This window comes from Phenylobacterium sp. (genome assembly GCF_030651755.1).
In the GTDB taxonomy this organism is placed as follows: Bacteria; Pseudomonadota; Alphaproteobacteria; order Caulobacterales; family Caulobacteraceae; genus Phenylobacterium.
Genome location: NZ_JAUSBZ010000153.1, coordinates 1 through 22,134, shown reverse-complemented (window position 1 = coordinate 22,134; position 22,134 = coordinate 1). Strand labels below are relative to the sequence as shown.

The window sequence follows — 22,134 nt, the reverse complement described above, 5'->3', positions numbered from 1 at the left end:
TCAGCCAGATGTTCGGCGAGTTGATCGGCCTCTGGGCCGGCGCCTGCTGGCGGGCCCTGGGCCAGCCGCCACGGTTCCGGCTGGTGGAGATGGGGCCTGGGGACGGAACCCTGATGGCCGACCTGATCCGCGCCGGACGCTCTGTCCCGGGGTTCATGGAGGCCGCTGACCTGTGGCTGGTCGAAGTCTCCCCCCCGCTCAGGGCCCTGCAGGCCGAACGCCTGGGCCAGGCTGCGCCACAGTGGGCCGACCGCCTCGGCGCCGTGCCGCAGGGGGCGCCCATGATCCTGGTGGCCAATGAGCTTCTGGACTGCCTGCCGACCCAGCAGTTTGTCCGCACCGAGCGGGGCTGGGCCGAGCGCATGGTCGGGCTGGATGACGCAGGGGAGCTGGCCTTTGGACTGTCGCCCGCCCTCCCCCCTGAGAGCCATGAGGGGGCGTTGGGCGCCATCTTCGAAACCTCGCCGGCCCAGGCCGCCCTGGGATCGGAAATCGGCGCCCGGCTGGCCGCTGATGGCGGGGCGGCCCTGTTGATCGACTATGGCCCGGCGCCCGGCGAGGCGGGGGGCGACACCTTTCAGGCCCTGAAGGGCCATCAAAAGGTCGATCCCCTGGCCTGTCCTGGGGAGGCGGACCTGACCTTCCATGCCGACTTCGCCGCCGTGGCCCAGGCCGCCTGCGCCGAGGGAGCCGGGGCCAGACCCCTGCTGACCCAGGCGGGATTTCTACAGCGCCTGGGGATCGAGGCCCGGGCTGGCGCCCTGGCGGCGGCGCGGCCTGATCTGTCCGACCAGATCGGCCGGCAGTTCGACCGCCTGACCGCCCACGACCAGATGGGCGAGCTGTTCAAGGTCCTGGCCCTGCATGGGCCAGGATTCACTCCTCCAGCCTTCGAGGCGGACTGACCATGACCGATGCCGCAAGCCCCCTGCCGGCGATCACCTCGCCCCTGCTGGCCCAGGCCGGGGTGCGCCACGCCTTCTTCACCCGGCAGGGCGGGGCGTCTGCGGGTTTGTACGCCTCATTGAATGTCGGACCAGGCTCGGGGGACTCCCCGGAAGATGTCGCCGAGAACCGGCGCCGGGCCGCCGCCCACTTCGGGGCGCCTCCGGAGGCCTTGAACACCTGCCATCAGGTCCACTCGGCCCGGGCCGAGATCGCCGACCGGCCATGGGGGGCGGCGCGACCGGAGGCCGACGCCGTGGTCACCCGCACGCCAGGCCTGATCTGCGGCGCCCTGGCCGCCGACTGCGCGCCCATCCTGCTGGCCGACCCTGAGGCCGGCGTGGTGGCCGCCGCCCATGCGGGCTGGAAGGGCGCCCTGGGCGGGATCGTCGCCGGCACGGTGGCGCAGATGGAGCGCCTGGGCGCCGAGCGTGGGCGCATCCTGGCGGCGGTGGGTCCCTGTATCGGACCCGACTCCTATGAGGTGGGCCTGGAATTCCTTGAACAGTTCATGGAAGCCGACGGCGCCAATGGCCGTTTTTTCCGCCCCGGCGCCACCGACCAGAAGCGCCAGTTCGACCTGCCGGCCTTTGTTCTGGCCCAGATCGCGGCGGCGGGCGTCACCCAGGGGGAGTGGATCGGCCGCGACACCTGCGCCGAACCGGACCACTTTTTCTCCAACCGCCGGGCCTTTCAGCGGGGGGAAGGCGACTATGGGCGGCTGTTATCGGCCATCCTTCTGTAGCTGAGGGTTGCCGGGGGTCGGCCCCCTGCATTAAAGCCCGCCTGACTCATGCGGAACGACCCCGAGGGATTCCATGAAGCTGCTGGCGGGCAATTCTAATCAGGCTCTCGCTCAGGCCGTCTCCGACCATCTCGACATTCCCCTGACCAAGGCTCAGGTCAAACGGTTCGCCGACAATGAGGTCTGGGTGACCATCGACGAAAACGTCCGCGGTGAGGACGTCTTCGTGATCCAGTCCACCAGCTACCCCACCAACGACAATCTGATGGAGCTGCTGATCTGCATCGATGCGCTGAAACGCGCCTCGGCCCGGCGGATCACCGCGGTGATGCCCTATTTCGGCTACGCCCGGCAGGATCGGAAGACGGGCGGGCGCACCCCCATCTCGGCCAAGCTGGTCTCCAACCTGATCACCCGGGCCGGCGCCGACCGGGTCCTGACCATGGATCTGCACTCGGGCCAGATCCAGGGCTTCTTCGACATTCCCACCGACAACCTGCTGTCGGCCCCCCTGCTGGCCAATGACATCAAGGCCCACTACCCCAAGCCCGACGAACTGATGATCGTCTCGCCCGATGTGGGCGGGGTGGTCCGGGCCCTGGCCGTGGCCAGCCGCCTGAACGCCGAGCTGGCCATTGTCGACAAGCGTCGCTCGGGCCCCGGCAAGAGCGAGGTGGCCAACATCATCGGCGACGTCCAGGACCGCCGCTGCGTGCTGTTCGACGACATCATCGACGGGGGCGGCACCCTGTGCAACGCCGCCCAGGCCCTGGTTGACGGCGGGGCGTCGGAAGTCTCGGCCTATGTCACCCACGGGGTGCTGTCCGGCGCAGCGATCGAGCGGGTCGACGCCTCGGTGCTCAAGGAGCTGGTGATGACCGATTCGATCGCCGCGCCTGAACGCGCCGCCTCGGCGGCCAAGATTCGCTATGTGAGCTGCGCGGCCCTGATCGGTGAGGCGGTTCGCCGCATCGCCAATGAAGAGTCCGTCTCCAAACTCTTTGATTGAGCCCCGGACGGGCCTCGCTTCACAGGGGATACGACTGGCTAAGCTTGGTGAACAATAGTTTACGATCTTGAGGCCATGATATCGTCTGAACGAACATGCTATGTTCGCTGACGTACGTTAAGGGGAAGATCGACCCATGAGCTCGGCTATTGGTTTTCGCAGCGCGCTGACCGCGCTGGCCCTGATTGGAACCGCGGTCCTTGCGGGGTGCGCGGAACCCAAGCCGGAAGCCCCGGCGCCGCTGCCGCCGGCCTTGGCGCTTGCCCCGTCCCTGATCGAGCAGGCCAGCGCCTACCGCTATTACGTCACTCGCTCCTCGGCCATCTCGCCGTCCTTCGACGACGGGGCCGAGATCGCCGAGTCGCTGAAGACCAGCGCGGCCTATGAGCCGATCCAGCTCCTGAAAGGGGCGGTGGCCTATGGCGCCGTAGCCGCCCTGCAGGACCCCGAGTTCGTCGCCGCGGTGCGCAGCTATTCCACCAATCCTGAGACGCGGAACAAGATGTTCGCCGATCTGGTGGCCGACCCGACCTATGCGGCGACGCTGCCGGGCGCCAAGAGCGCGGCGGGCCTGGTGATCGCCGCCTACGGGGCCGAGGGCAAGCGCCTGTTCGAGACCGGCTCTGCGGTCAAGCAGGCCGCCTATGACGTCCAGAAGGCCCGCTGGTCCAGGGCCGAGGTCGAGAACCGCGCCCTGCGCCTGTCCCAGGCCAAGGCCCTGTCGGCCACCCCGATCGTCGGCGAGCTTGAAGAGACCGCCCGCCTGCAACAGGCCGCCATCGGCGCCGGCGTGCTGGACCTGACCGCCGCCCCGGTGGAGCCCCCCTACAGCCGTATGGTCCTGCGCAGCCTGGCTGTGGCCGCCCTGGCGGTGCTGGGCGAGGCCGGTGAGAATCGCGCCGAGCTGCTGACCGCGGTGATGATCGAGCCCACCTCGGCCTCCTGCCTGAACATGGCCAAGCTGAATCTCTATCAGTGCCTGGCGGTGTCCAAGCCGCATTACGAGGACGTGTTCTGCCTGGGCCAGCACGCCCTGATGGACACCGGACAGTGCCTGATGAAGGGCGCCGGCCTGGTCGATCCGGCCAAGGTGACGCCGGTCCAGGTGGCGCAAACCGGCGCCTCGGCCGAGACCGCAGCGTTCAGCGCGGTTAAATCACGCTGAAGTCGGCGGGCGCCGTTGCCAGAGGGTCAACTTCTGTGTAATGACGCCCACCTTCCGATCCCCCCCGGGATCGCGACCCACGCCGCGCGGGTTCGCGCGGCGGTTTCGTTTTGAGGCAGGGCGATGGCCGATATCGTATTGAATGTTGAAGTGCGTGAGCAGACCGGCACCGGCGCCACGCGCAGCGTGCGCCGTAGCGGCAAGGTCCCCGGCGTGCTGTATGGCGGCGCGAAGGATCCGGTGGCGATCGCCGTGCCCGCCAATGAGTTCCGCAAGGCGCTCTACACCGGCAAGCTGCTGGGCCACCTGGTGACCCTGAAGTATGGCGACGAGACCCAGCCGGTCATCGCCAAGGCCATCGACATGCATCCGGTGACCGACGAGCCCTGGCATTTCGACCTGTACCGGGTCGATGAGCACCAGAAGATCAAGATCTCCGTGCCGGTGCACTTCACCAACCACGAAGAGTCGCCCGGCCTGAAGCGCGGCGGCACCCTCAATGTGGTGCGTCACGATGTCGAGCTGTCCTGCCTGGCCGACGCCATCCCCGAAGAGCTGATCTTCGACCTGACGGGCCTGGACATCGGCGACACCATCCGCATCTCGGGCTTCAAGCTGCCCAAGGGCGTCGAGACCACCCTGGACCGTGACTTCGTCGTCGCGACCCTGGCGGGCTCCTCGGCCCAGGCCGCCCAAGACGCCGCCGCCGACGCCGAGACCGCTGGTCCCACCGGCGAGACCGAGGCCTAAATTCCTTTCCGGTTCAGATGGCCTCATCTGAACCGGGCCAGGCCCGCCCTTGACGCTGCCCCGCTTCCGGAGCCGTCCAACGAGCGCCCATCTGCCGCGGAGGGTCGCATGCTGATCCTCGCTGGCCTGGGCAATCCCGGCGGCCGCTACGCCGGCAACCGGCACAATGTCGGCGCCATGGCGGTCGATGAGATCGCCCGGCGGTGGAACTTTGCCCCCGAGCGGTCAAGGTTTCAGTCCCTGGCCCGCGAAGGTGGCATCGACACGCCGAAGGGCGCGGTCCGCGCCCTGATCCTGAAGCCTCAGACCTACTACAACGACAGCGGCAATGCGGTCGGCGAGGCGCTGAAATTCTACAAGCTGACGCCGGCCGACCTGGTGGTCTTCCATGACGAGATCGACCTGGCGCCTGGCCGGTTTCGCATGAAGGCCGGCGGCGGCGCGGCCGGCAATAACGGCATCCGCTCCATCTCCGGCCAGGTGGGTCCCGACTTCCGCCGCGCCCGGCTGGGCGTCGGCCATCCCGGCCACAAGGAACTGGTCCAGGGCCACGTGCTGTCGGACTTCCACAAGGTCGAGCAGGCCTGGTTGAGCGAGCTGCTAGCTGCCTGCGCCGAGGCCGCGCCCCTGCTGGCGGCCGGCGAGGACGAGAAGTACCAGGCCGAGGTCATGCGCCTGGCCCCAGCCGACAAGGCCGACACCCGCCAGCAGCGCCAGGGCCGAAACGACCAATAGCCGTCGCGCTGACGACAATCCCGGCCGGCTCGGTTAAGACGGCGTCAGCTCCATTTCTCCGAGGACTCCATGGCTCTCAAAGTCGCCATCGTCGGCCTGCCCAATGTCGGCAAGTCCACCCTGTTCAACGCGCTCACCCAGACGGCGGCGGCCCAGGCGGCCAACTATCCGTTCTGCACCATCGAGCCGAATGTGGGCGACGTGGCGGTGCCCGAGCCGCGGCTGGAGGCCCTGGCCAAGGTGGCGGGCTCCAAGGAGATCATTCCGGCCCGGATCAACTTCGTCGATGTGGCGGGCCTGGTCCGCGGCGCCTCCAAGGGCGAGGGGCTGGGCAACCAGTTCCTGGCCAACATCCGCGACTGCGACGCCGTGGCCTTCGTCGCCCGCTGCTTCGTCAATGACGACATCACCCACGTCGAGGGCCGCATCGATCCCCTGGCCGACCTGGAGATCATCGAGACCGAGCTGATGCTGGCCGATCTGGAAAGCCTGGAGAAGCGGGTCGCCAATCTCGATAAGCGGGCCAAGACCGGCGACAAGGAGAGCGCCAACACCCTGCGCCTGGTGAAGCTGGCCCTCGAAGAGCTGAACGCCGGCCGTCCGGCCCGGGTGGCCAAGATCGCCGAGGACGACGAGAAGGCCTGGCGGATGCTGCAGCTGCTGACCGCCAAGCCGACCCTCTATGTCTGCAATGTGGACGAGGGCGCGGCCGGGACCGGCAACGAGATGTCGGCCGCGGTGGCCGAGCGGGCCAAGCGCGACGACGCCGAGAGCGTCGTGATCTCCGCCCAGATCGAGAGCGAGATCGCCATGCTGGACGCCGCCGAGCGGGCGGAGTTCCTGGAGACCCTGGGCCTGGAAGAGCCGGGCCTCAACCGCATGATCCGCGAGGCCTTCAAGCTGCTGGGCCTGCAGAGCTATTTCACCTGCGGACCCAAGGAGACCCGGGCCTGGACGATTCCCGTGGGCGCCACCGCCCCGCAGGCGGCCGGGGTGATCCATACCGACTTCGAGAAGGGCTTCATCCGGGCCGAAACCATCGCCTATGAGGACTATGTGAAGTTCGGCGGCGAGGCCGGCGCCCGGGACGTGGGCAAGCTGCGCCAGGAAGGCAAGGAGTACGTCGTCCAGGACGGCGACGTGATGAACTTCCGGTTCAACGTCTAGGCCTCGTTCAGAGGGGCGTGACAGGCGCCCGTCCCTGGCCCTAGGCTTTGCGCCAAGGGAGAACATCCATGGGCGAGACCATTACGCTGAAGAGCGGCGCCGACGGCTATGAGCTGTCGGCCTATCACGAGGCGCCGTTCACCCCGCGCAAGGGCGGGGTCATCGTGCTGCAGGAGATCTTCGGCATCGACAAATATGTCCGCGCCGATGTCGAGCGCTGGGCCAAGGCCGGATACGAGGCCGTGGCCCCTTCCCTGTTTGACCGCCGCGCCCGGGGGTTCACCGCCGGACATGACGCCGAGGGGCTGGCGGCGGGCGTCGCCCACGCCCGGGCCACGCCCCTGGACCAGGCCCTGGCCGATATCGCCGCGGCGCGGGACTTCCTGTCGTCCCGGGGCAAGGTCTGTGTGGTGGGCTATTGCTATGGCGGCTCGCTGGCCTGGCTGAGCGCGGCCAAGGTCGAGGGGATCGCGGCGGCGTCGAGCTATTACGGCAGCATGGTCAAGGCCAATGCCGACCTGCCGCTCGCTTGCCCGGTGATCGTCCACCTGGGCCACACCGATCCGGGCATCAAGGCCGATGAGGTGGAGGCCGCAGTGAAGGCCGCCCACCCCGAAGTGCCGGTCTACATCTACGAAGGCGCGGGCCACGGCTTCAACAATGGGAGCCCTGAGCGCTATCACGAGGAGGCCGCCGACCTCGCCCGCCTGCGCACCCGCGAACTGTTCGAAAGCGTATGAGCCGGGCCGGAGCGACCATCCAGCTGGTGAGCCGGGCCGACGGCTTTTCCTTTGACGCCTATCACGTGAAGCCGGGCGACGCCCGCCGGGGCGGGCTGGTGCTGATCCAGGAGATCTTCGGGGTCACCGACCATATCCGCGAACTGGCCGACGGTTTCGCCGAGGACGGCTATGAGGTGATCGCGCCGGCCTTCTTCGACCGCCAGCAGCAGGGGTTTGAGGCCAGCTATGAGCCCGACGACCTGGCCAGGGCCGTGGCGCTCTCCCAGGCTGCGCCCTGGGACGAGGTGGTTGGTGACGCCCAGGCGGCGATCGACGCGCTGAAGGGCCCGGTCTTCGTCACCGGCTTCTGCTGGGGCGGGGCGGCGAGCTGGGCCGTGGCGGCGCGATGCGAGGGGGTGGCGGCCGCCTCCTGCTTCTATGGCCGGCGGATCAGCGAACTGCTGGACCAGGCGCCCCGCTGCCCGACCATCCTGCACTTCGGCAAGACCGACGCCTCGATCCCCCTGGAGAAGGTCGAGGAAATCCGCGAGCGCTATCCCGACATGCCCGTGCACCTGTACGACGCCGGCCACGGCTTCGTATCGGACCGGCGCAAGGACTATCAGCCCGACGCCGCCCGCCTGGCCCGCCTGCGGACCCTGCAGCTCTTCGCCCGCAGCGGCGGGGGACGCGGCGAAGGCGCCTGACGCGGCGTTGCGGCTCTAGTGCCCCTCGAAGGCCACCAGGGTCGAGACGGGCACGCCGGCGGCCGCGAGCCGGGCCGCGCCGCCGAGCTCGGGCAGGTCCACCACGAAGGCCGCAGCCACGATCTCCGCGCCGCCCTGACGCAGCAGGTCGACGGCCGCCAGGGCCGTGCCGCCGGTGGCGATCAGGTCGTCCACCAGCATGATCCGCTCCCCGGCCAGGAAGGCGTCCAGATGGACCTCCAGGGCGTCGGAGCCATATTCCAGGGCGTACTCCACCGACCGGGTCCTGTGGGGCAGCTTGCCCTTCTTGCGCAGGGGGACGAAGCCGGCCGAGAGCTGATGGGCGACGGCCCCGCCCAGGATGAATCCGCGGGCCTCGATACCGGCCACCTTGTCGATCTTCAGGCCCGCAAAGGGCTGAACCAGCTCGTCCACCGCCTGGCGGAAGGCCCGGGCGTCGGCCAGCAGGGTGGTGATGTCGCGGAACTGAATACCCGGCTTGGGATAGTCCGGAATGGTGCGGATGGCGTTGCGCAGGTCCATGACCCCTCCCCTGTCGGCTGAGCCTCTGTTATGGCCGAAGCCACGCGGCCCTGGCTATGGGGGCGACGGGATCTGACGATGATTGCGCGAGCCGCCCTGTTGGCCTGCGGCCTGGCCGCCTTCAGCGGCGAGGCGATGGGCGCCGAAGTCGCCTGCTGGCTGGACCGCGGGGTGCTGGTGGCGCCGGCCACGGCGGCCGGGGTCAGCGGCGACTTCATCATCGACACCGGCGCCGATCACAGCGCGATCCACAACACCCGGGCCCAGGCCGCCGGCCATGAGGGGGAGGCCATGTGGGGAGGGGTCAGCCTGGCCGGCGCCCGGGTGGCCGCGCAGGACTTGGCCGTGGAGGACCTGGACGCGCGAACCTGGGCCTTTCCCACCCCCATCGCCGGAGTGATCGGCGCCGACATCCTGCGCGGCTTCGTCGTCGAGCTGGACACCTCCCCCTGTCGGCTGACCCTAGCCCTGGCTGGCGCCCTGCCCCGCCCCGCAGGCCCGGGCGTCCCGATCAGCTGGATGGGCGCCACACCCGTGGTGAGCGTAGCGATCAGCGACGGTCCCACGGCGCGGACGGCGGCCCTGACCCCCGCGACTGGCCTGGACGCCGGCGTGAGGCTGTCGCCCGCCATCGCGGCGGTTCCAGGCGCCGAGGCCAAGACCCTGTCGCCGTATGAGGAGGGTCGGGCCGAGTTGCGAGCCCTGTCTCTGGGGGACAGGCTGTTTGAACACCTCAGGGCGGGCCTGAGCGACGGGCGGTCGGCTGCGGACGGCGCCATCGGTCTGCAGGTCCTGGGCCGCTGGCGACTGCGGTTCGACTTCCCGGCCGGGCGGCTCTATCTGGTCGACAAGTAAGAAAAAACCCGCCGGGTCGCCCCCGGCGGGTCTTCTGTTCAGATCTGGCCGATCACCCTAGTGGGCGACGTTGCGCCAGATGCGGCGGTAGCTCGCATAGAGCAGGCCGGCGAAGATCACGAGATAGATCATCGCCCCAAAGCCGAAGGCCTTGCGCTCCTCCATCTTGGGCTCAGCGGCCCAGTAAAGGAAGGCCGCCACGTCCTTGGCCTGCTGATCGATGGTCGACGGGGTGCCGTCGTCATAGCTGACCTTGTCGGGGGCCAGCTGCGGCGGCATGGCGATGAAGCCGCCCTCCGGCGCATGGCCCTCGCCGGTCCAGAACGGGGTCGTGTCACCGGCCATATAGGGATTGTAGTACTGGCCCGGGGTCACCTGAAGGCCGGCCGGCGGTTCGCGATAACCCGCCAGCAGGGAATAGATGTAGTCGGCCCCGTGGTGGCGGGCCTTGGCCATCACCGACAGGTCCGGCGGCATGGCGCCGCCATTGCCCGCCCGCGCCGCCGCCTCATTGGGATAGGGGTTGGGGAAGGTGTCGGCCGAGGTGCCGGGACGCTGAATGACGTCGCCGGTCTCGGAGTCGATGTCGTTGATCTGATATTCCGCCGCGATGGTCTTCACGTACGGATTGTCGTTCGGATTGCCATAGGCCGGATCATAGAAGGGTCCGCCCTTCTGGCCGAGGTTGCGGAACGACACCAGGTCCATGCTGTGGCAGGCCGCGCAGACCTCCCGATAGACCTTGTAGCCGCGCTGCAGCTGGGCCTGGTCGAACTTGCCGAACGGACCTTTGAAGCTGAAGTCCACGTGCTTGGGGGTCGCGGCGCCCCCGGCGGCGAGCGCCGGACCCGCCACCAGGGCCAGGCCGAGCGCCGCTAGAGCGATACCTTTACGCAGCATCTGGGCTCAACCCTTCTTTTCAGGCGCAGCCGTCGCGCCGGCCGGCAGGCCTGCCGGATGCGACAGGACAGGCGTGGAGATCGATTCCGGCTGGGCCGTCGGCGTCTCGGTGAGGCCAAGGAGCGGCAGGACCACCAGGAAGTAGCCGAAGTAGTAGAGGGTGGCCAAGCGCGAGAGCCAGACGAAGCTGTTCAGGTCCGCGTCGATCAGGGTGAAGGTCGACAGCCCCGGGATCACATGGTCGTCGGGGAGCTGACCGCCGCAATAGCCGAGCACCAGGCAGTCCAGGACGAAGATCAGGAAGTAGAGCTTGCCTGTCGGACGATAGCGCATGGACCGCACCTTGGAGGTGTCGAGCCAGGGCAGGACGAACAGCACCGCGATGGCGCCGAACATCAGGATCACGCCGCCCAGCTTGTCGGGCACCGCCCGAAGGATCGCGTAGAAGGGCAGGAAATACCATTCCGGCACGATGTGGGTCGGCGTCACCAGCGGGTTGGCCGGGATGTAGTTGTCCGCGTGGCCAAGCGCGTTGGGATTGTAGAACAGGAAGGAGGCGAACAGGATCAGGAACAGCACGATCGCGAAGCCGTCCTTCACCGTATAGTACGGGTGGAAGGGCACCGTATCGGCCTTGGACTGCACGTTCACGCCGGTGGGGTTGTTGTTGCCGGGCACGTGCAGGGCCCAGATGTGCAGGCCCACGACGCCGGCGATCATGAACGGCAGCAGGAAATGCAGGGAGAAGAAGCGGTTCAGGGTGGCGTTATCCACCGCAAAGCCGCCCCACAGCCAGGTGGTGATGCCCTCGCCGACGATCGGCAGGGCGCCGAACAGGTTGGTGATGACGACCGCGCCGTGGAAGCTCATCTGACCCCAGGGCAGGACATAGCCCATGAAGGCCGTGGCCATCATCAGCAGGTAGATGATGCAGCCCAGGATCCACAGCACCTCGCGCGGCGCCTTGTAGGACCCGTAATAGAGGCCGCGGAACATGTGGATATAGACCGCGATGAAGAACATCGAGGCCCCGTTGGCGTGCATGTAGCGGATCAGCCAGCCATAGTTCACGTCGCGCATGATGCGCTCGACCGAGGCGAAGGCGTGGTCCACGTGCGGCACATAGTGCATTGCCAGCACGATGCCGGTGACGATCTGGATCATCAGGCAGACCGCCAGGATGCCCCCGAAGGTCCACCAGTAGTTCAGGTTCTTCGGCGTCGGATAGTCGACGATGCTGTCCCAGCCCAGCCGCACGATCGGCAGGCGGGTGTCGAGCCAGCGCTCGATGCCGGTCTTGGGTTCGTAAGTGGAATGTCCGCTCATGGCTCTCAGCCCACCTTCACGGTCGTGTCGGAGAGGAACTCATATTCCGGCACCGGCAGGTTGAGGGGCGCAGGCCCCCTGCGGATGCGGCCCGACGTGTCATAATGCGAGCCGTGGCAGGGGCAGAACCAGCCGCCATAGTCGCCGCCGGCGAAGGTCGGCACGCAGCCCAGATGGGTGCAGGCGCCGATCAGGATCATCCACTCGGCCTTGCCCGGCTTGTGACGCTCGGCGTCGGTCTGCGGGTCAGGCAGGTTGGCGCCGTCATCGGCGATCGCCGCGGCGATCTCGGCCTCGGTGCGCTTGCGGATGAACAGGGGCTTGCCGCGCCACTTGATCGTGACCTGCTGGCCCAGGGCGACCTTGGACAGGTCGAACTCGACCGAGGCCAGGGCCAGCGTATCCGCCGAGGGGTTCATCTGATCGATGAACGGCCAGGCCAGGGCGCCTACGGCGCCCACGGCCGCCGCGCCTGCGGCGATATGAATGAAGTCGCGCCGGTTCGGGTCTTCGCCCGCGGCATGCGGATCGGGATTTTCGCCCACGACGGTGTCGGCCACCTTTAAGCTACCCTTCGGTTGAGGCGCCGGTCCTCGAATGGAAAACCGCCGCCCGTTCGGGCGCTCACGGCAATGCCCGCGACGCCCCGTCTGTCGACCGCCCCAGACGTTCCGGGACAGCCCTGCTATGGAACCCATATAGGGCTATGGGAAATGTCGCACTAGCCATGCCGCCAAGGTGCGGCGACAAGCCTCGCGATTCGTTCCACGCCCCAGCAAATTCCGTCGGTGGTTCGCTTAGAATGCGTTTGGCCCTTTTTCAACCAGACATTCCGCAAAACGTCGGCGCGGCGCTCCGTCTCGCCGCCTGCCTGGATGTCGACCTTGAGGTGATCGAGCCCTGCGGCTTCCCGTTATCCGATAAGGCTGTGCGGCGCGCAGCCCTGGATTACGGCCGCCTGGCCCGCTGGACCCGCCGCGACAGCTTCGAGGCTTTCATGGCCGCGCCGGAGCGGCAGGAGGGGCGGCTGGTGCTGTTCACCACCCGCGGCGCCCAGCCCTTGCACAGTTTCGCCTTCCAGGCGGGCGACACCCTGCTCTTTGGCCGGGAGAGTTCGGGCGTGCCCGAAGACGTACATGAGGTGGCCCAGGCGCGGCTGTTGATCCCGCTCGCGCCAGAGGCCAGGTCCCTCAACCTGACGGTTTCAGCGGCCATCGGTCTTTCGGAGGCGTTGCGCCAGACCGACGGATTCCCTAGAGCCTGATGCGATCAGTCGGAATCGTCCGATCGCATCAGGCTCCAAATTCTAAGTCTTGAGCGCGTTTCGTCCCGATAACCGGTTCCCACTTATCGGAACGCGCTCTAAGCCCTTTGCCTCATGACAGACGCCGCCACCCTCGCCGATCGCAACACCCGGGCCCGGGCCTGGTTCGATTCCCTCCGTGACCAGATCGTCGCGGCGTTCGAAGCCCTGGAGGACGAGGCGCCGGGCGATCTCTATCCCGGGGAGCCCGGTCGGTTCGAACTGACCCCCTGGGACCGGCCGGCCGGCGGCGGCGGGGTGATGGGCTTCATGAAGGGCGGCCGCTTCTTCGAGAAGTGCGGCGTTCATATCAGCCTGGTGCATGGGACCTTCACCCCGGAGATGGCCGCCACCATGCCCGGCGCCGACGAGGATCCGTCGTTCACCGCCACGGGCATCAGCCTGATCGCCCACATGCGCAATCCGCATGTGCCGGCCGTGCACATGAACACCCGCTTCCTGGCCACCCGGCAGAGCTGGTTCGGCGGCGGCGCCGACCTGACGCCGACCCAGGACTATCAGCGCAACCAGGAAAACCCCGACGCCGTCGCCTTCCATGGGGCGATGAAGGCGGCCTGTGATCGGCATGATCCCGACTGGTATGGCCCCTACAAGGCCCGCTGCGACGAGTACTTCTTCCTGCCGCACCGCAATGAGCCCCGGGGGATTGGCGGCATCTTCTATGACCACCACAATTCCGGCGACTGGGAGCGGGATTTCGCCTTCACCCAGGACGTGGGCAAGGCCTTCGCCGAGATCTATCCGGCCATCGCCCGGGGCCGCATGGCCACACCTTGGACCGAGGCCGACCGGCAGGAGCAACTGGTGCGCCGGGGACGGTATGTTGAATTCAACCTGCTCTATGACCGCGGGACGATGTTCGGCCTGAAGACCGGGGGCAACATCACCTCGATCCTGTCCTCCATGCCGCCCATGGTCAGCTGGCCCTGAGATCAGGTCGGATTTGCGTCCGTCCTCTTGCCTGTGCGAGGGTCAATCCATGCGAGCCCTGTTGAGTACTGTCGCGGTCGGCCTACTTCTGGCGGCCTGCGGCCCGCAGACGTCACGACCCGCCGATTCGGGGGCCGCCACGACCACCGAACCGCCCCGGAGCGCTGCGGTGGTCGGTCCGATTCTGATCACCTTCAGCGAGACCGGCGCCGGTGAGATCAACGGCGCCACCCGGCTGAGCGTGCGCAGCGTCACCGCCTATTTCCCCGATGCGACCATACGCCGGGCGCCGAGCGACGGGGCCGAGGGGCAGATCATCACTGTGCGCCGTCCCGACGGCCTGGCCCTCGACCTGCATCCTGGCGCCGATCCGGAGCGGGTGGGACAGATCCTGGGCCGGGCAGGCCCGGTGGTCGGCCCCCTGGGCGAGGAGATCGGCGCCAGCTGGGGAACCTTGGGGCTGGACCTGGAGGGCTGCGGACCCGGCGAGGCGGAATGGGCCCAGGCGCTGGTCTGCTATCGCCCAGGCCAGCCGAAGCTGGGCTATATTCTCGATCTGGCGGGCTATGAGGGTCCTGTGGACGAGGCCCTAGACCTTGAGTTTCTCGACCAGGGCGCTCGCCTGAGCGCCTTCGTCTGGACAGCCGAAACCGTCTAGGCCCCCTGCTGTTCCATAGGATCAGTCGGACCTGTCGAGGCTCCGACTCAGGTCAGATCGTCCAGCCAGGCGACAAAGGTCTCAGGGGAAATCGGCTCGGGATTGGCCGCCTGGGTTTCGACGCTGGCCACCAGCAGGGCGGCGGCGGCGCTGGCGACAACGATCATCCATCGAAATGGCTTCACGGCGGGCTCTCCCTTTGACGGCCTCGGAGCGGACAATCGATGATCTAACCCCTGGCTGTCGGCAATGTTGCAAGAAACGCCGAAATCCAGCTGGCCAGGGCCGCCCGGTCGTTCGGCGCCGCATAACTGGCCACAGCCTGATCGGCCTGCGCATCGTCATAGCGACTGCCGCGCCGGGCCTCGATCAGGGCCCGGGCGTAGGCCGGTTCGAATTCGGGGTGAAGCTGGATCGAAATCGCCGGCTGGTCGTCATAGGCGAGCATGCCGAAGGGGGTGAAGGCGCTGGCGGCCAGCACCCGGGCGCCAGGGGGCGGCGACACCACCTGATCCTGATGCGAGGCTGGCGCCGACAGGGACCCGCCGGGCTCAAGCCCTGAAACGGGCTCCAGCAGGTCATAGGTGTGAAGCCCTATCCCCCAGCCCTTGGGCGAGCAGATCACCTGACCCCCGAAGGCCTGGGCCATGATCTGGTGACCAAAGCAAACCCCCACCAAGCCAGCGCGGCCGCGGGCGGCCTGCAGGAAGCCGATCAGGCCGGCGATCCAGGGCTCGGACTCATAGACGCCGGCCGATGAGCCGGTGATCAGGTAGGCGTCGCAGGCCTCCGCCCGCTCGGGCAGGACGCCGGCCGCGGCGTCGAACACGACATAGTCGTGGGCGTCCTGCCCCAGCAGGCGCTGGAACATGTCCGGATAGCCGCCGAACTGGGACTCCAGCGGCGCCGGCGGCGCGCCGGTCTTCAGAATGCCGAGCTTCATGGATGATCAGTAGGCCAGGCCCTGGGCCACGGCCTTGAGCTTCTCGATGGCCGAGAACTTGTCCTCCAGGAAGTCGTGGTCGATCCACCAGTCCTCCACCTCGCGCAGCACCTGCCCGACCATGGGACCCTTGGGGACCCCGGCATGGACCACCTCGTCCCCGTTCAGGGGGAAGGGCGGCGGGGTCCAACTGTCGCAGAGCGCCAGCAGGCCCCGCCACTGGGCCGCGGTGGCCGAGCGGTTGGACCTGGCCCAGGCAAGCTTGATCCGGTCGTGGAAGGCCGGCGCGGTGAGCGCATAGACCGCCCGGCGGGTTTCCCGCGGGCTCATCCAGCTGGTGATCCGAGGTCCCTGCCCCTTGGCGGAGATCAGCCGGTCGCGCTCGGCGCCTGACAGGCGCAGGCGCTCGGCGGCCTGGGCCACGGCGATCTGATCGGCCGGCAGCAGGCAGGCCAGGCGCAGGAGGGGGTCGCACTCGAACAGCATCTCGCTCTCGATCTCCACCAGGGCCTCGAAGTCATGGAGATCGCCCACGGGGGGCAGGATGACGTCGAGGATGCCGGCGCTCGCCATCTGGCGGATGCTGGCCCGGGGATCGTCGGCGGCGAGCAGCTTGAGCAGTTCCTTCGATATCCGCTCGCCCGGTCGGTCGGCCAGGGTGTCGCGCAGGGCCTCGCAGGCGGCCAGCGCCTCGGGATCAGCCTCGCCACGGCCATACCAGGCCTGGAAGCGGAAGAAGCGCAGGATGCGCAGATAGTCCTCGGCGATCCGGGTGCGGGCCTCGCCGACAAAGACCACGCGCCTTGCCCTCGCGTCGGCCAGGCCGGTTCCCAGGGGATCGTGCAGGGTCCCGTCGCGGTCGGCGTAGAGGGCGTTGAGGGTGAAGTCCCGGCGCTGGGCGTCTTCGGCCCAGTCGGTGGTGAAGGCCACCACCGCGCGGCGGCCGTCGGTCTCCACGTCCCGCCGCAGGGTGGTGATCTCGAAGGTCTGGCCGTGGGCGAGCGCCGTCACCGTGCCGTGGTCGAGACCGGTGGGAATGGCCTTCAGACCGGCGGTCTCGAGAGCCTGGGTGACGACCTCGGGGGTCAGCTGGGTGGCGATGTCGATATCGCCCACCGGCGCGCCGATCACCGCATTGCGCACCGCCCCGCCCACCACACGCACGCAGCCGGGGCCGCCCTGGGCCTCCAGGGCGTCAAACACCGCCACCGTCGCCGGGGCGCTCAACCAGGGACGTGGACCAAGGCTCTCGCTCATTGGGCTGGCGTTTCCTTTTTCTGGAAGCCGCCCGGGGCGACCCGGCCGCCTTCTGTGACCTCGGCGGGCACATAGACCTCGCCGCGGTTATCCGATTGGAACACGACGGTGATCATCAGCGAAAGGCCAAACAGCAGGGCCGAGGCCGTCGCCAGCCAGGCCCAGGGGGTGGCCCCCATGGGTCGGCCGTTGCGCTTGGCCCATTCAGCCCAGATGAACCAGACGATGAAGGGCAGCGCGATCAGCACCGATCGGATGAGAAAGACCTTAAGCAACTGCGCCTCCGTAAAGCCGGTCGTAGAGTGACCGCAGCATTCCCGCCGTGGCCCCCCATATGAACCTGTTCTCGTGGGTCATGGCGTAGAACCGCCGCAGCTGACCGGAGAACTCCCGCTCATGCTCCTCATGGTTGGACGGGTCCATGAGAAAGCCGAAGGGGGTCTCGAAGACATCGGCCACCTCGGCCGGGTTCGGAGAGAGGGTGAAGTGGGGCGCGATGAAGCCCACAACCGGCGTCACCAGAAAGCCCGTGCCGGTGCGATAGGGGGTCGAGAGGCCGCCCAGGGTGACCAGGCTGCGGGGAATGCCGACCTCTTCCTCGGTCTCCCGCAGGGCGGTCTCCCAGATGGTCTCGCCGGGATCGCGGCGGCCGCCGGGAAAGGCGATCTGGCCCGTATGGCGGCGCAGGGTGTCGGCCCTGCGGGTCAGCAGCACCGAATAGCCGTGCTCGCGCTCCACAAGGCCCACCAGGACCGCGGCCGGCGCCAGGGGCGGGCCGGCGGCCAGGTCGGCGCTCTGCGGACCGAAGTCGGACTCCACGAGACCTGAGTCAAAGTTCTGATCGGTCAGGGGATCAAGGCGCTGGGTGATCCACTCGCGCAACGCCGCCAGCGGCGAATTGGGACTCACGAGACCGGCGCCTCCGAGGGCCCGATGGAGAACCAGGCGCCGGCCGATTCGACGCCCAGCATCCCGTCCCGCGCCTGGGCCATCTCCACCAGCTCATAGAAGACCGGCCGGCTGATCAGGGCCTCCAGGCCGCGGCGGACATGGAGATAGGGCCGGGGCTCCTGGGTGACCGGGTCGATCTCCACCCGCAAAGCGTGGTCGGGACCGGCCTCGACCACGTCGCCCACATTGGTGGTGAAGCGCAGGACGGGGCGGCCGGCCTCGTCCTGGTCCTGCTCGAGGGCGGTGGCGATGAAGGGGGCGTCCTCGACCGTGATCTTCATCTTCTCCACCGGCGTCACCAGCCAGTAGCCGTCCGGGTCCTTGCGCAGGACCGTGGAGAACAGCCGCACCAGGGGCGCGCGATTGATGGTCGCGCCCTCGTGAATCCAGCGGCCATCGACGGCGATGACGATGTCGATCTCGCCGGAATGGGCGGGGGTCCACAGGTGAACCGGGGGCAGGCCCCGGCCGGGCGCCTGCTTGGCCGCGGCGATCACCCCGTCCAGGCCGGGTTTGGAGTCGAGCTCTGTCATGGACAGAAGGTAGGCGCGCGCGCAGGGCGCCTCAAGGCGCCGTTACGGCGCCCTGCAGCGGGCCATCGGCGGGGGCGCGCGCCGCCAGGCGCTTCAGCAGCAGCCGGCGGCGGTCTAGGGGGCCTGGCATCTGGATCGCCCCGGTCTCATCGGCCGAAAAGCCCAGCCGGCCGAAATAGGGCATGTCGCCGACCAGCAGCACCTCGCCAAAGCCGGCCTCCCTGGCCGCCGCGCAGGCGATCTCCACCAGGGCGGCGCCGGCCCCCAGGCGCCGCGCCGCGGCGTCCACCGCCAGGGGACCCAGGAAGATCAGACGATGGCCGCCAATGGCGATCTCCGACTGGCGGACCACGCCCACCAGGCGGTCGGCCTCCCAGGCGCAGAAGGACAGGTCGCGCCGCAGGGGGGCGATCTCGCGCACCCGTTCCGAGGCCTTGGCGAAGCGGCCGGGGCCGAAGGCGTGGTCGAGCAGGGCCTCGATGGCGGGGCCGTCCTGCGGGGTTTCGGGACGGATGTCAGGGGCCGGACTCGGGACGGAGTCCGCAAGGGGAACGAAGGGGGCGGTCATGGGCGGTCTTTGCAGGCTGCGGGACAGACAGGCCCAGGCCCGCGGGTCAGCGGGGCTGGGGGCTCTTAAAGGGCGCGGATCAGGCGCCCGGTTCGTCGCAGCGCGCACATGAGCGCCCTCGCAGTCGACCTCGGCGATCATGTCGCCGGAAACCGCGCGGATAAGGCCCCGCGCCGCGAAGGTCAATGGAAACTGAAACGGCCGTTGCGGGGCGGGGCGGCTCAGGCCAAGTTCGCCGCCCATGTCGCAGCCCTCCGCCCCCGAGCCGCTTCCCTCCGCCCGCGCTCTGTTGAGCCAGCGGAGCTATCTCCTGTTCTGGGGCTCCCGTTGGGCCGGATCCCTGGCGGTGCAGATCCAGAGCGTGGCGCTCGGCTGGCACATCTATGCGCTCGCCCGGGAAACCATGAGCGTGGCCGAGGCCGCCTTTGTGGTCGGCATGGTGGGCCTGGTGACCTTCATTCCGGTCTTCCTGCTGACCCTGCCGGCCGGCGAGGCCGTCGACCGCTATGACCGGCGCAAGATCCTGCTGATCTGCTACGTCGTCGAGATGACCAGCGCCGGCGTGCTGGCCGTGGCCACCTGGCAGGGCTTCGCCTCGGTGACCCTGCTGCTCTGCGTCGCCGCGGCGTTCGGGGCCGGCCGGGCCTTCATGTCGCCGGCCGGCACGGCGCTCGGCCCCATGCTGGTGCCCCGCAGCCTGTTGCCCCGGGCCATCGCCTGGAATTCCCTGGCCTGGCAGACCGCCTCCATCGTCGGGCCAGCCATCGGCGGCCTGTTGCTCGCCCGCTCCACCGCGCTGGCCTATGAGACCGCCTTTGGCCTCTACATCGCCGCCGCCACCCTGACCTTCTTCATCAACGGCCGCACCAAGCCTGATCTGCAGCCGGGCTCTCGCCTGGCCCTGATCAAGGAGGGGCTGGTCTATGTGTGGCGCCAGAAGATCGTCTTCGGGGCCATATCGCTTGATCTGTTCGCCGTGCTGCTCGGCGGGGCCACCGCCCTGCTGCCAGTGTTCGCCCGGGACATCCTGCATGTGGGCGAGGAGGGCTTTGGCCTACTGCGCGCGGCGCCTGCGGCCGGCGCCACGGTCATCGCCCTGATCCTGGCGGCCCGGCCGATCCGCTCCAACGCCGGGGTGACCATGTTCGCCGGCGTCGCGGTCTTTGGCCTGGCGACCATCGTCTTCGGGGTCTCGCGCTCGCTGTGGCTGTCGGTGGCGGCGCTGGCCATCCTCGGCGGGGCCGACATGCTGAGCGTCTATGTGCGCCAGACCCTGATCCAGCTGGTCATTCCCGACAATATGCGCGGCCGGGTGGCGGCGGTCTCGACCCTGTTCATCGGCGCCTCCAACGAGCTGGGCGAGTTCCGCGCAGGCGTCTTCGCCCGCTTCATGGGGGTGGTGGCCGCCGCCGTCGTCGGCGGGGTCGGCACGTTGATCGTCACCGGCCTTTGGGCCAAGCTCTTTCCCGACTTGCGCAAGGCTGACCGCCTCGAATAACAATCCGCGCAATATTCTTTTAGGGAGATAGATCCATGGGCGTATTAGACGGCAAGGTTGTCCTCGTCACCGGGGGCGGAAACGGCATTGGCCGGGAGTGCGCGCTGATCGCCGCGCAGCAGGGCGCCAAGGTTCTGGTCAATGACCTGGGCGGCGGCCTGAAGGGCGAGGACGAAGGTTCCGCCGGTCCGGCCGAACAGGTCGCCCAGGAAATCCGCGCCGCCGGCGGCGAAGCGGCGTCCAACTCCGAGAGCGTCACCAACTACAAGTCGGTGGAAGGCATGGTCGAGCAGGCCATGGACACCTTTGGCGGCCTGCATGCGGTGATCAATCCGGCCGGCATCCTGCGTGACGTGATGTTCCACAAGATGTCGGAAGACGACTGGGACAAGGTCATCGACGTGCACATGCGCGGCTCGTTCAATGTGGCCCGGGCCACCATCGAGCTGTTCCGCAACCAGAACGACGGCGCCTACATGTTCTTCACCTCGACCTCGGGGCTGCTGGGCAATATTGGCCAGGCCAATTACGGCGCGGCCAAGATGGGGATCGCCGGCCTGTCGCGGATCATCGCCATGGAGGGCGAACGCAATAACGTCCGCTCCAACTGCCTGGCGCCCGTCGCCTGGACCCGCATGACCCAGTCGGTGCCGATCAAGGACGAAGCCGCCGCCAAGCGCCGCGAGGCCATGGCCCAGGCCATCCGCGCCGACCAGCCCGCCCGCCTGTCGGTGGCCCTGGTCTCCCCGGCCGCCGCCCACGTCTCGGGCCAGATCTTCGGCGCCTCGGGTGAGAACATCATCCTCTATTCCCAGCCCCGTCCGATCTCGACCCAGACCAAGGAAGAGGGCTGGAGCGTCGACACCATCCTGTCGGAAGCCATGCCGGCCATGAGCGACAAGTTCTTCCCGCTCTCGCGCCCGCCGCTCGCCAGCCAGGGCGCCGCGGCGCCGGCCAAGGCCGGCTCGTAAGCGATAGCTGGTCTGAACTGACCAAAACGACGAGGCCCCGGTTCGAGAGAGCCGGGGCCTTTTCGCATTTTTGGAGGGAGTCGGATGGTTCTCGCACCGGCGAACCCCAACGGCGGTTGGACCTTCTACAACCAGCCCAACCGGATCCACAGTCCTCGCGTTTTCCGAAGCTTAGCGACTGGCCGCGTCTCCTCGGCGTGACCGCCATGCCTCCTGATTGAGCCGCCAGAACGCCGTCTCTCTGACACCCTCGACATACTCGCCGACGCCCATATAGAGGAGGATGAAGCCTTGCTTCTCCTTGATGCGTTGAGACGCCCGGTTGGCGCTGTTCGTGGCCACCTCGATGAAGGGCCAGTCCAGCACCTCAAACGCATAGGCGTTCACCGCGTCGGCCGCTTCCGTCATCAGGCCGCGGCCCCAGTATTCCTGAGCCAGCCAGAAGCCACGCATGGCGCCGACGTCGGCGTCTGGCCGCAGGTCGATGCGGCCAATCAGCTCGTCGTCTCCGTCCTTGAGCGTAATCGCCCAGTAGAACTGCTCGCCGCGGGCGCGTTTCTCCAGGCACGCGCGGACATGGGTTTCCGCCCCATCGGCTGGGTATGGCCAAGGCGTTTTCGCCACGAGGTGGCGCACCATCGCCCAGTGCGGGAAATGACGCTGAACAGCCGGAACGTCCTCTAGCCTTAGGGGCCGAAGTACAAGGCGATCTGTCTCAAGATGTGGCGTTTCGGGAACCGGCAACTTGAAGGGCACGATAGAGGTCTCCTGGAAAGGGGAGGCCGGATGCATACTATCGAGATAGGAGCCCGAGCCTTCCTCGGCGGGGCTTGGATCGACGGCTAGATGTCGCGCACGTAGTCGGCTCCACGACCCGCAAGGGGGACGCAATTGGTCGCGGCTGAAGTCATGTCGAAACGAACCATGCCTTC

General features: G+C 68.1%; 27 protein-coding genes. 15 read left to right on the top strand and 12 right to left on the bottom strand.

The genetic code is table 11. The features are described from left to right. The 9 genes from Q7V15_RS15125 to Q7V15_RS15085 all read left to right on the top strand — a co-directional run. Nucleotides 1-905, top strand: a 905-nt coding sequence (locus Q7V15_RS15125; protein ID WP_304756600.1) for a class I SAM-dependent methyltransferase, incomplete at its 5' end; no start/stop codon positions are given. Nucleotides 906-907: 2 nt separating this feature from the next. Next, nucleotides 908-1,690, top strand: coding sequence for a peptidoglycan editing factor PgeF (pgeF, locus tag Q7V15_RS15120; protein ID WP_304756597.1), 783 nt, complete (start codon nt 908-910; stop codon nt 1,688-1,690). Nucleotides 1,691-1,763: 73 nt separating this feature from the next. After that, entirely contained in the window at nt 1,764-2,699 is a 936-nt protein-coding gene (locus Q7V15_RS15115) for a ribose-phosphate pyrophosphokinase (protein ID WP_304756595.1), read from the top strand. Nucleotides 2,700-2,835: 136 nt separating this feature from the next. After that, nucleotides 2,836-3,864: a hypothetical protein gene (locus Q7V15_RS15110; RefSeq protein WP_304756591.1), complete on the top strand. Its 1,029-nt coding sequence runs from the start codon at nt 2,836-2,838 to the stop codon at nt 3,862-3,864. 123 nt (nt 3,865-3,987) lie between these two features. Next, nucleotides 3,988-4,614: a 50S ribosomal protein L25/general stress protein Ctc gene (locus tag Q7V15_RS15105; RefSeq protein ID WP_304756589.1), complete on the top strand. Its 627-nt coding sequence runs from the start codon at nt 3,988-3,990 to the stop codon at nt 4,612-4,614. Between the two features lie 108 nt (nt 4,615-4,722). Further along, nucleotides 4,723-5,349: an aminoacyl-tRNA hydrolase gene (pth, locus tag Q7V15_RS15100; RefSeq protein WP_304756587.1), complete on the top strand. Its 627-nt coding sequence runs from the start codon at nt 4,723-4,725 to the stop codon at nt 5,347-5,349. 69 nt (nt 5,350-5,418) lie between these two features. Further along, nucleotides 5,419-6,516: a redox-regulated ATPase YchF gene (ychF, locus tag Q7V15_RS15095; RefSeq protein ID WP_304756586.1), complete on the top strand. Its 1,098-nt coding sequence runs from the start codon at nt 5,419-5,421 to the stop codon at nt 6,514-6,516. 68 nt (nt 6,517-6,584) lie between these two features. Beyond that, nucleotides 6,585-7,256: a dienelactone hydrolase family protein gene (locus Q7V15_RS15090; RefSeq protein WP_304756585.1), complete on the top strand. Its 672-nt coding sequence runs from the start codon at nt 6,585-6,587 to the stop codon at nt 7,254-7,256. Then, nucleotides 7,253-7,945 carry a dienelactone hydrolase family protein gene (locus Q7V15_RS15085; protein ID WP_304756583.1) on the top strand — a complete coding sequence of 231 codons (693 nt, stop codon included), beginning with the start codon at nt 7,253-7,255 and terminating at the stop codon, nt 7,943-7,945. The genes Q7V15_RS15090 and Q7V15_RS15085 overlap by 4 nt, the downstream gene beginning before the upstream one ends. Before the next feature lie 15 nt (nt 7,946-7,960). Here Q7V15_RS15085 and Q7V15_RS15080 read toward each other — a convergent pair whose 3' ends face one another. Further along, entirely contained in the window at nt 7,961-8,488 is a 528-nt protein-coding gene (locus tag Q7V15_RS15080) for an adenine phosphoribosyltransferase (RefSeq protein ID WP_304756582.1), read from the bottom strand. Between the two features lie 78 nt (nt 8,489-8,566). On the opposite strand from Q7V15_RS15080, the gene Q7V15_RS15075 reads away from it, so the two are divergent. Further along, nucleotides 8,567-9,343 carry an aspartyl protease family protein gene (locus tag Q7V15_RS15075; RefSeq protein WP_304756581.1) on the top strand — a complete coding sequence of 259 codons (777 nt, stop codon included), beginning with the start codon at nt 8,567-8,569 and terminating at the stop codon, nt 9,341-9,343. 57 nt (nt 9,344-9,400) lie between these two features. Here the strand turns inward: Q7V15_RS15075 and Q7V15_RS15070 are convergent, their stop codons facing one another. From Q7V15_RS15070 to petA, 3 genes are read right to left on the bottom strand one after another with little or no spacing between them, the layout of a single operon-like run. Further along, on the bottom strand, nt 9,401-10,243 hold the full coding sequence (locus tag Q7V15_RS15070) for a cytochrome c1 (protein ID WP_304756580.1): 843 nt from the start codon (nt 10,241-10,243) through the stop codon (nt 9,401-9,403). Between the two features lie 6 nt (nt 10,244-10,249). Continuing rightward, on the bottom strand, nt 10,250-11,569 hold the full coding sequence (locus Q7V15_RS15065) for a cytochrome b/b6 (RefSeq protein WP_304756578.1): 1,320 nt from the start codon (nt 11,567-11,569) through the stop codon (nt 10,250-10,252). A 5-nt stretch (nt 11,570-11,574) separates the two neighbouring features. Next, nucleotides 11,575-12,129 (bottom strand): ubiquinol-cytochrome c reductase iron-sulfur subunit, encoded by a 555-nt coding sequence (gene petA / locus Q7V15_RS15060; RefSeq protein ID WP_304756576.1) that lies wholly within the window; start codon nt 12,127-12,129, stop codon nt 11,575-11,577. 242 nt (nt 12,130-12,371) lie between these two features. Here petA and Q7V15_RS15055 point away from each other — a divergent pair, with 242 nt between their 5' ends. From Q7V15_RS15055 to Q7V15_RS15045, 3 genes are all read left to right on the top strand, one after another. Continuing rightward, the gene (locus Q7V15_RS15055) at nt 12,372-12,833 is read left to right on the top strand and encodes a tRNA (cytidine(34)-2'-O)-methyltransferase (RefSeq protein ID WP_304756574.1); all 462 of its coding nucleotides are present in this window, start codon (nt 12,372-12,374) and stop codon (nt 12,831-12,833) included. 114 nt (nt 12,834-12,947) lie between these two features. Continuing rightward, a complete protein-coding gene (hemF, locus tag Q7V15_RS15050; RefSeq protein ID WP_304756573.1) occupies nt 12,948-13,823 on the top strand; it encodes an oxygen-dependent coproporphyrinogen oxidase in 876 nt (291 codons plus the stop codon). A gap of 169 nt (nt 13,824-13,992) precedes the next feature. Continuing rightward, a complete protein-coding gene (locus Q7V15_RS15045; RefSeq protein ID WP_304756571.1) occupies nt 13,993-14,481 on the top strand; it encodes a hypothetical protein in 489 nt (162 codons plus the stop codon). Between the two features lie 47 nt (nt 14,482-14,528). On the opposite strand, the gene Q7V15_RS15040 is transcribed toward Q7V15_RS15045, so the two are convergent. Genes Q7V15_RS15040 through Q7V15_RS15010 form a run of 7 tightly spaced genes read right to left on the bottom strand, consistent with a single transcriptional unit; the run spans nt 14,529 to nt 18,733 of the window. Beyond that, entirely contained in the window at nt 14,529-14,666 is a 138-nt protein-coding gene (locus Q7V15_RS15040; protein ID WP_304756569.1) for a hypothetical protein, read from the bottom strand. Nucleotides 14,667-14,710: 44 nt separating this feature from the next. Then, nucleotides 14,711-15,424, bottom strand: a complete 714-nt coding sequence (locus tag Q7V15_RS15035) for a type 1 glutamine amidotransferase (protein ID WP_304756568.1) — start codon at nt 15,422-15,424, stop codon at nt 14,711-14,713. A gap of 6 nt (nt 15,425-15,430) precedes the next feature. Beyond that, a complete protein-coding gene (locus Q7V15_RS15030; protein ID WP_304756567.1) occupies nt 15,431-16,681 on the bottom strand; it encodes a CCA tRNA nucleotidyltransferase in 1,251 nt (416 codons plus the stop codon). Beyond that, a complete protein-coding gene (locus Q7V15_RS15025) occupies nt 16,678-16,956 on the bottom strand; it encodes a hypothetical protein (RefSeq protein WP_304756566.1) in 279 nt (92 codons plus the stop codon). The genes Q7V15_RS15030 and Q7V15_RS15025 overlap by 4 nt, the downstream gene beginning before the upstream one ends. Continuing rightward, complete coding sequence (locus tag Q7V15_RS15020) at nt 16,949-17,590, bottom strand: CoA pyrophosphatase (protein WP_304756565.1); 642 nt, start codon at nt 17,588-17,590, stop codon at nt 16,949-16,951. Before Q7V15_RS15020 ends, Q7V15_RS15025 begins: the two co-directional genes overlap by 8 nt. Beyond that, nucleotides 17,587-18,165, bottom strand: a complete 579-nt coding sequence (locus tag Q7V15_RS15015; RefSeq protein ID WP_304756564.1) for a DUF1285 domain-containing protein — start codon at nt 18,163-18,165, stop codon at nt 17,587-17,589. Before Q7V15_RS15015 ends, Q7V15_RS15020 begins: the two co-directional genes overlap by 4 nt. 31 nt (nt 18,166-18,196) lie before the next feature. Beyond that, nucleotides 18,197-18,733 carry a GNAT family N-acetyltransferase gene (locus Q7V15_RS15010; RefSeq protein ID WP_304756563.1) on the bottom strand — a complete coding sequence of 179 codons (537 nt, stop codon included), beginning with the start codon at nt 18,731-18,733 and terminating at the stop codon, nt 18,197-18,199. Between the two features lie 241 nt (nt 18,734-18,974). On the opposite strand from Q7V15_RS15010, the gene Q7V15_RS15005 reads away from it, so the two are divergent. Beyond that, a complete protein-coding gene (locus Q7V15_RS15005; RefSeq protein WP_304756562.1) occupies nt 18,975-20,231 on the top strand; it encodes an MFS transporter in 1,257 nt (418 codons plus the stop codon). A gap of 35 nt (nt 20,232-20,266) precedes the next feature. After that, nucleotides 20,267-21,202: an SDR family NAD(P)-dependent oxidoreductase gene (locus Q7V15_RS15000; protein ID WP_304756561.1), complete on the top strand. Its 936-nt coding sequence runs from the start codon at nt 20,267-20,269 to the stop codon at nt 21,200-21,202. A gap of 171 nt (nt 21,203-21,373) precedes the next feature. Here the strand turns inward: Q7V15_RS15000 and Q7V15_RS14995 are convergent, their stop codons facing one another. Next, nucleotides 21,374-21,958, bottom strand: a complete 585-nt coding sequence (locus tag Q7V15_RS14995) for a GNAT family N-acetyltransferase (protein WP_304756560.1) — start codon at nt 21,956-21,958, stop codon at nt 21,374-21,376. Nucleotides 21,959-22,134: the final 176 nt, after the last annotated feature.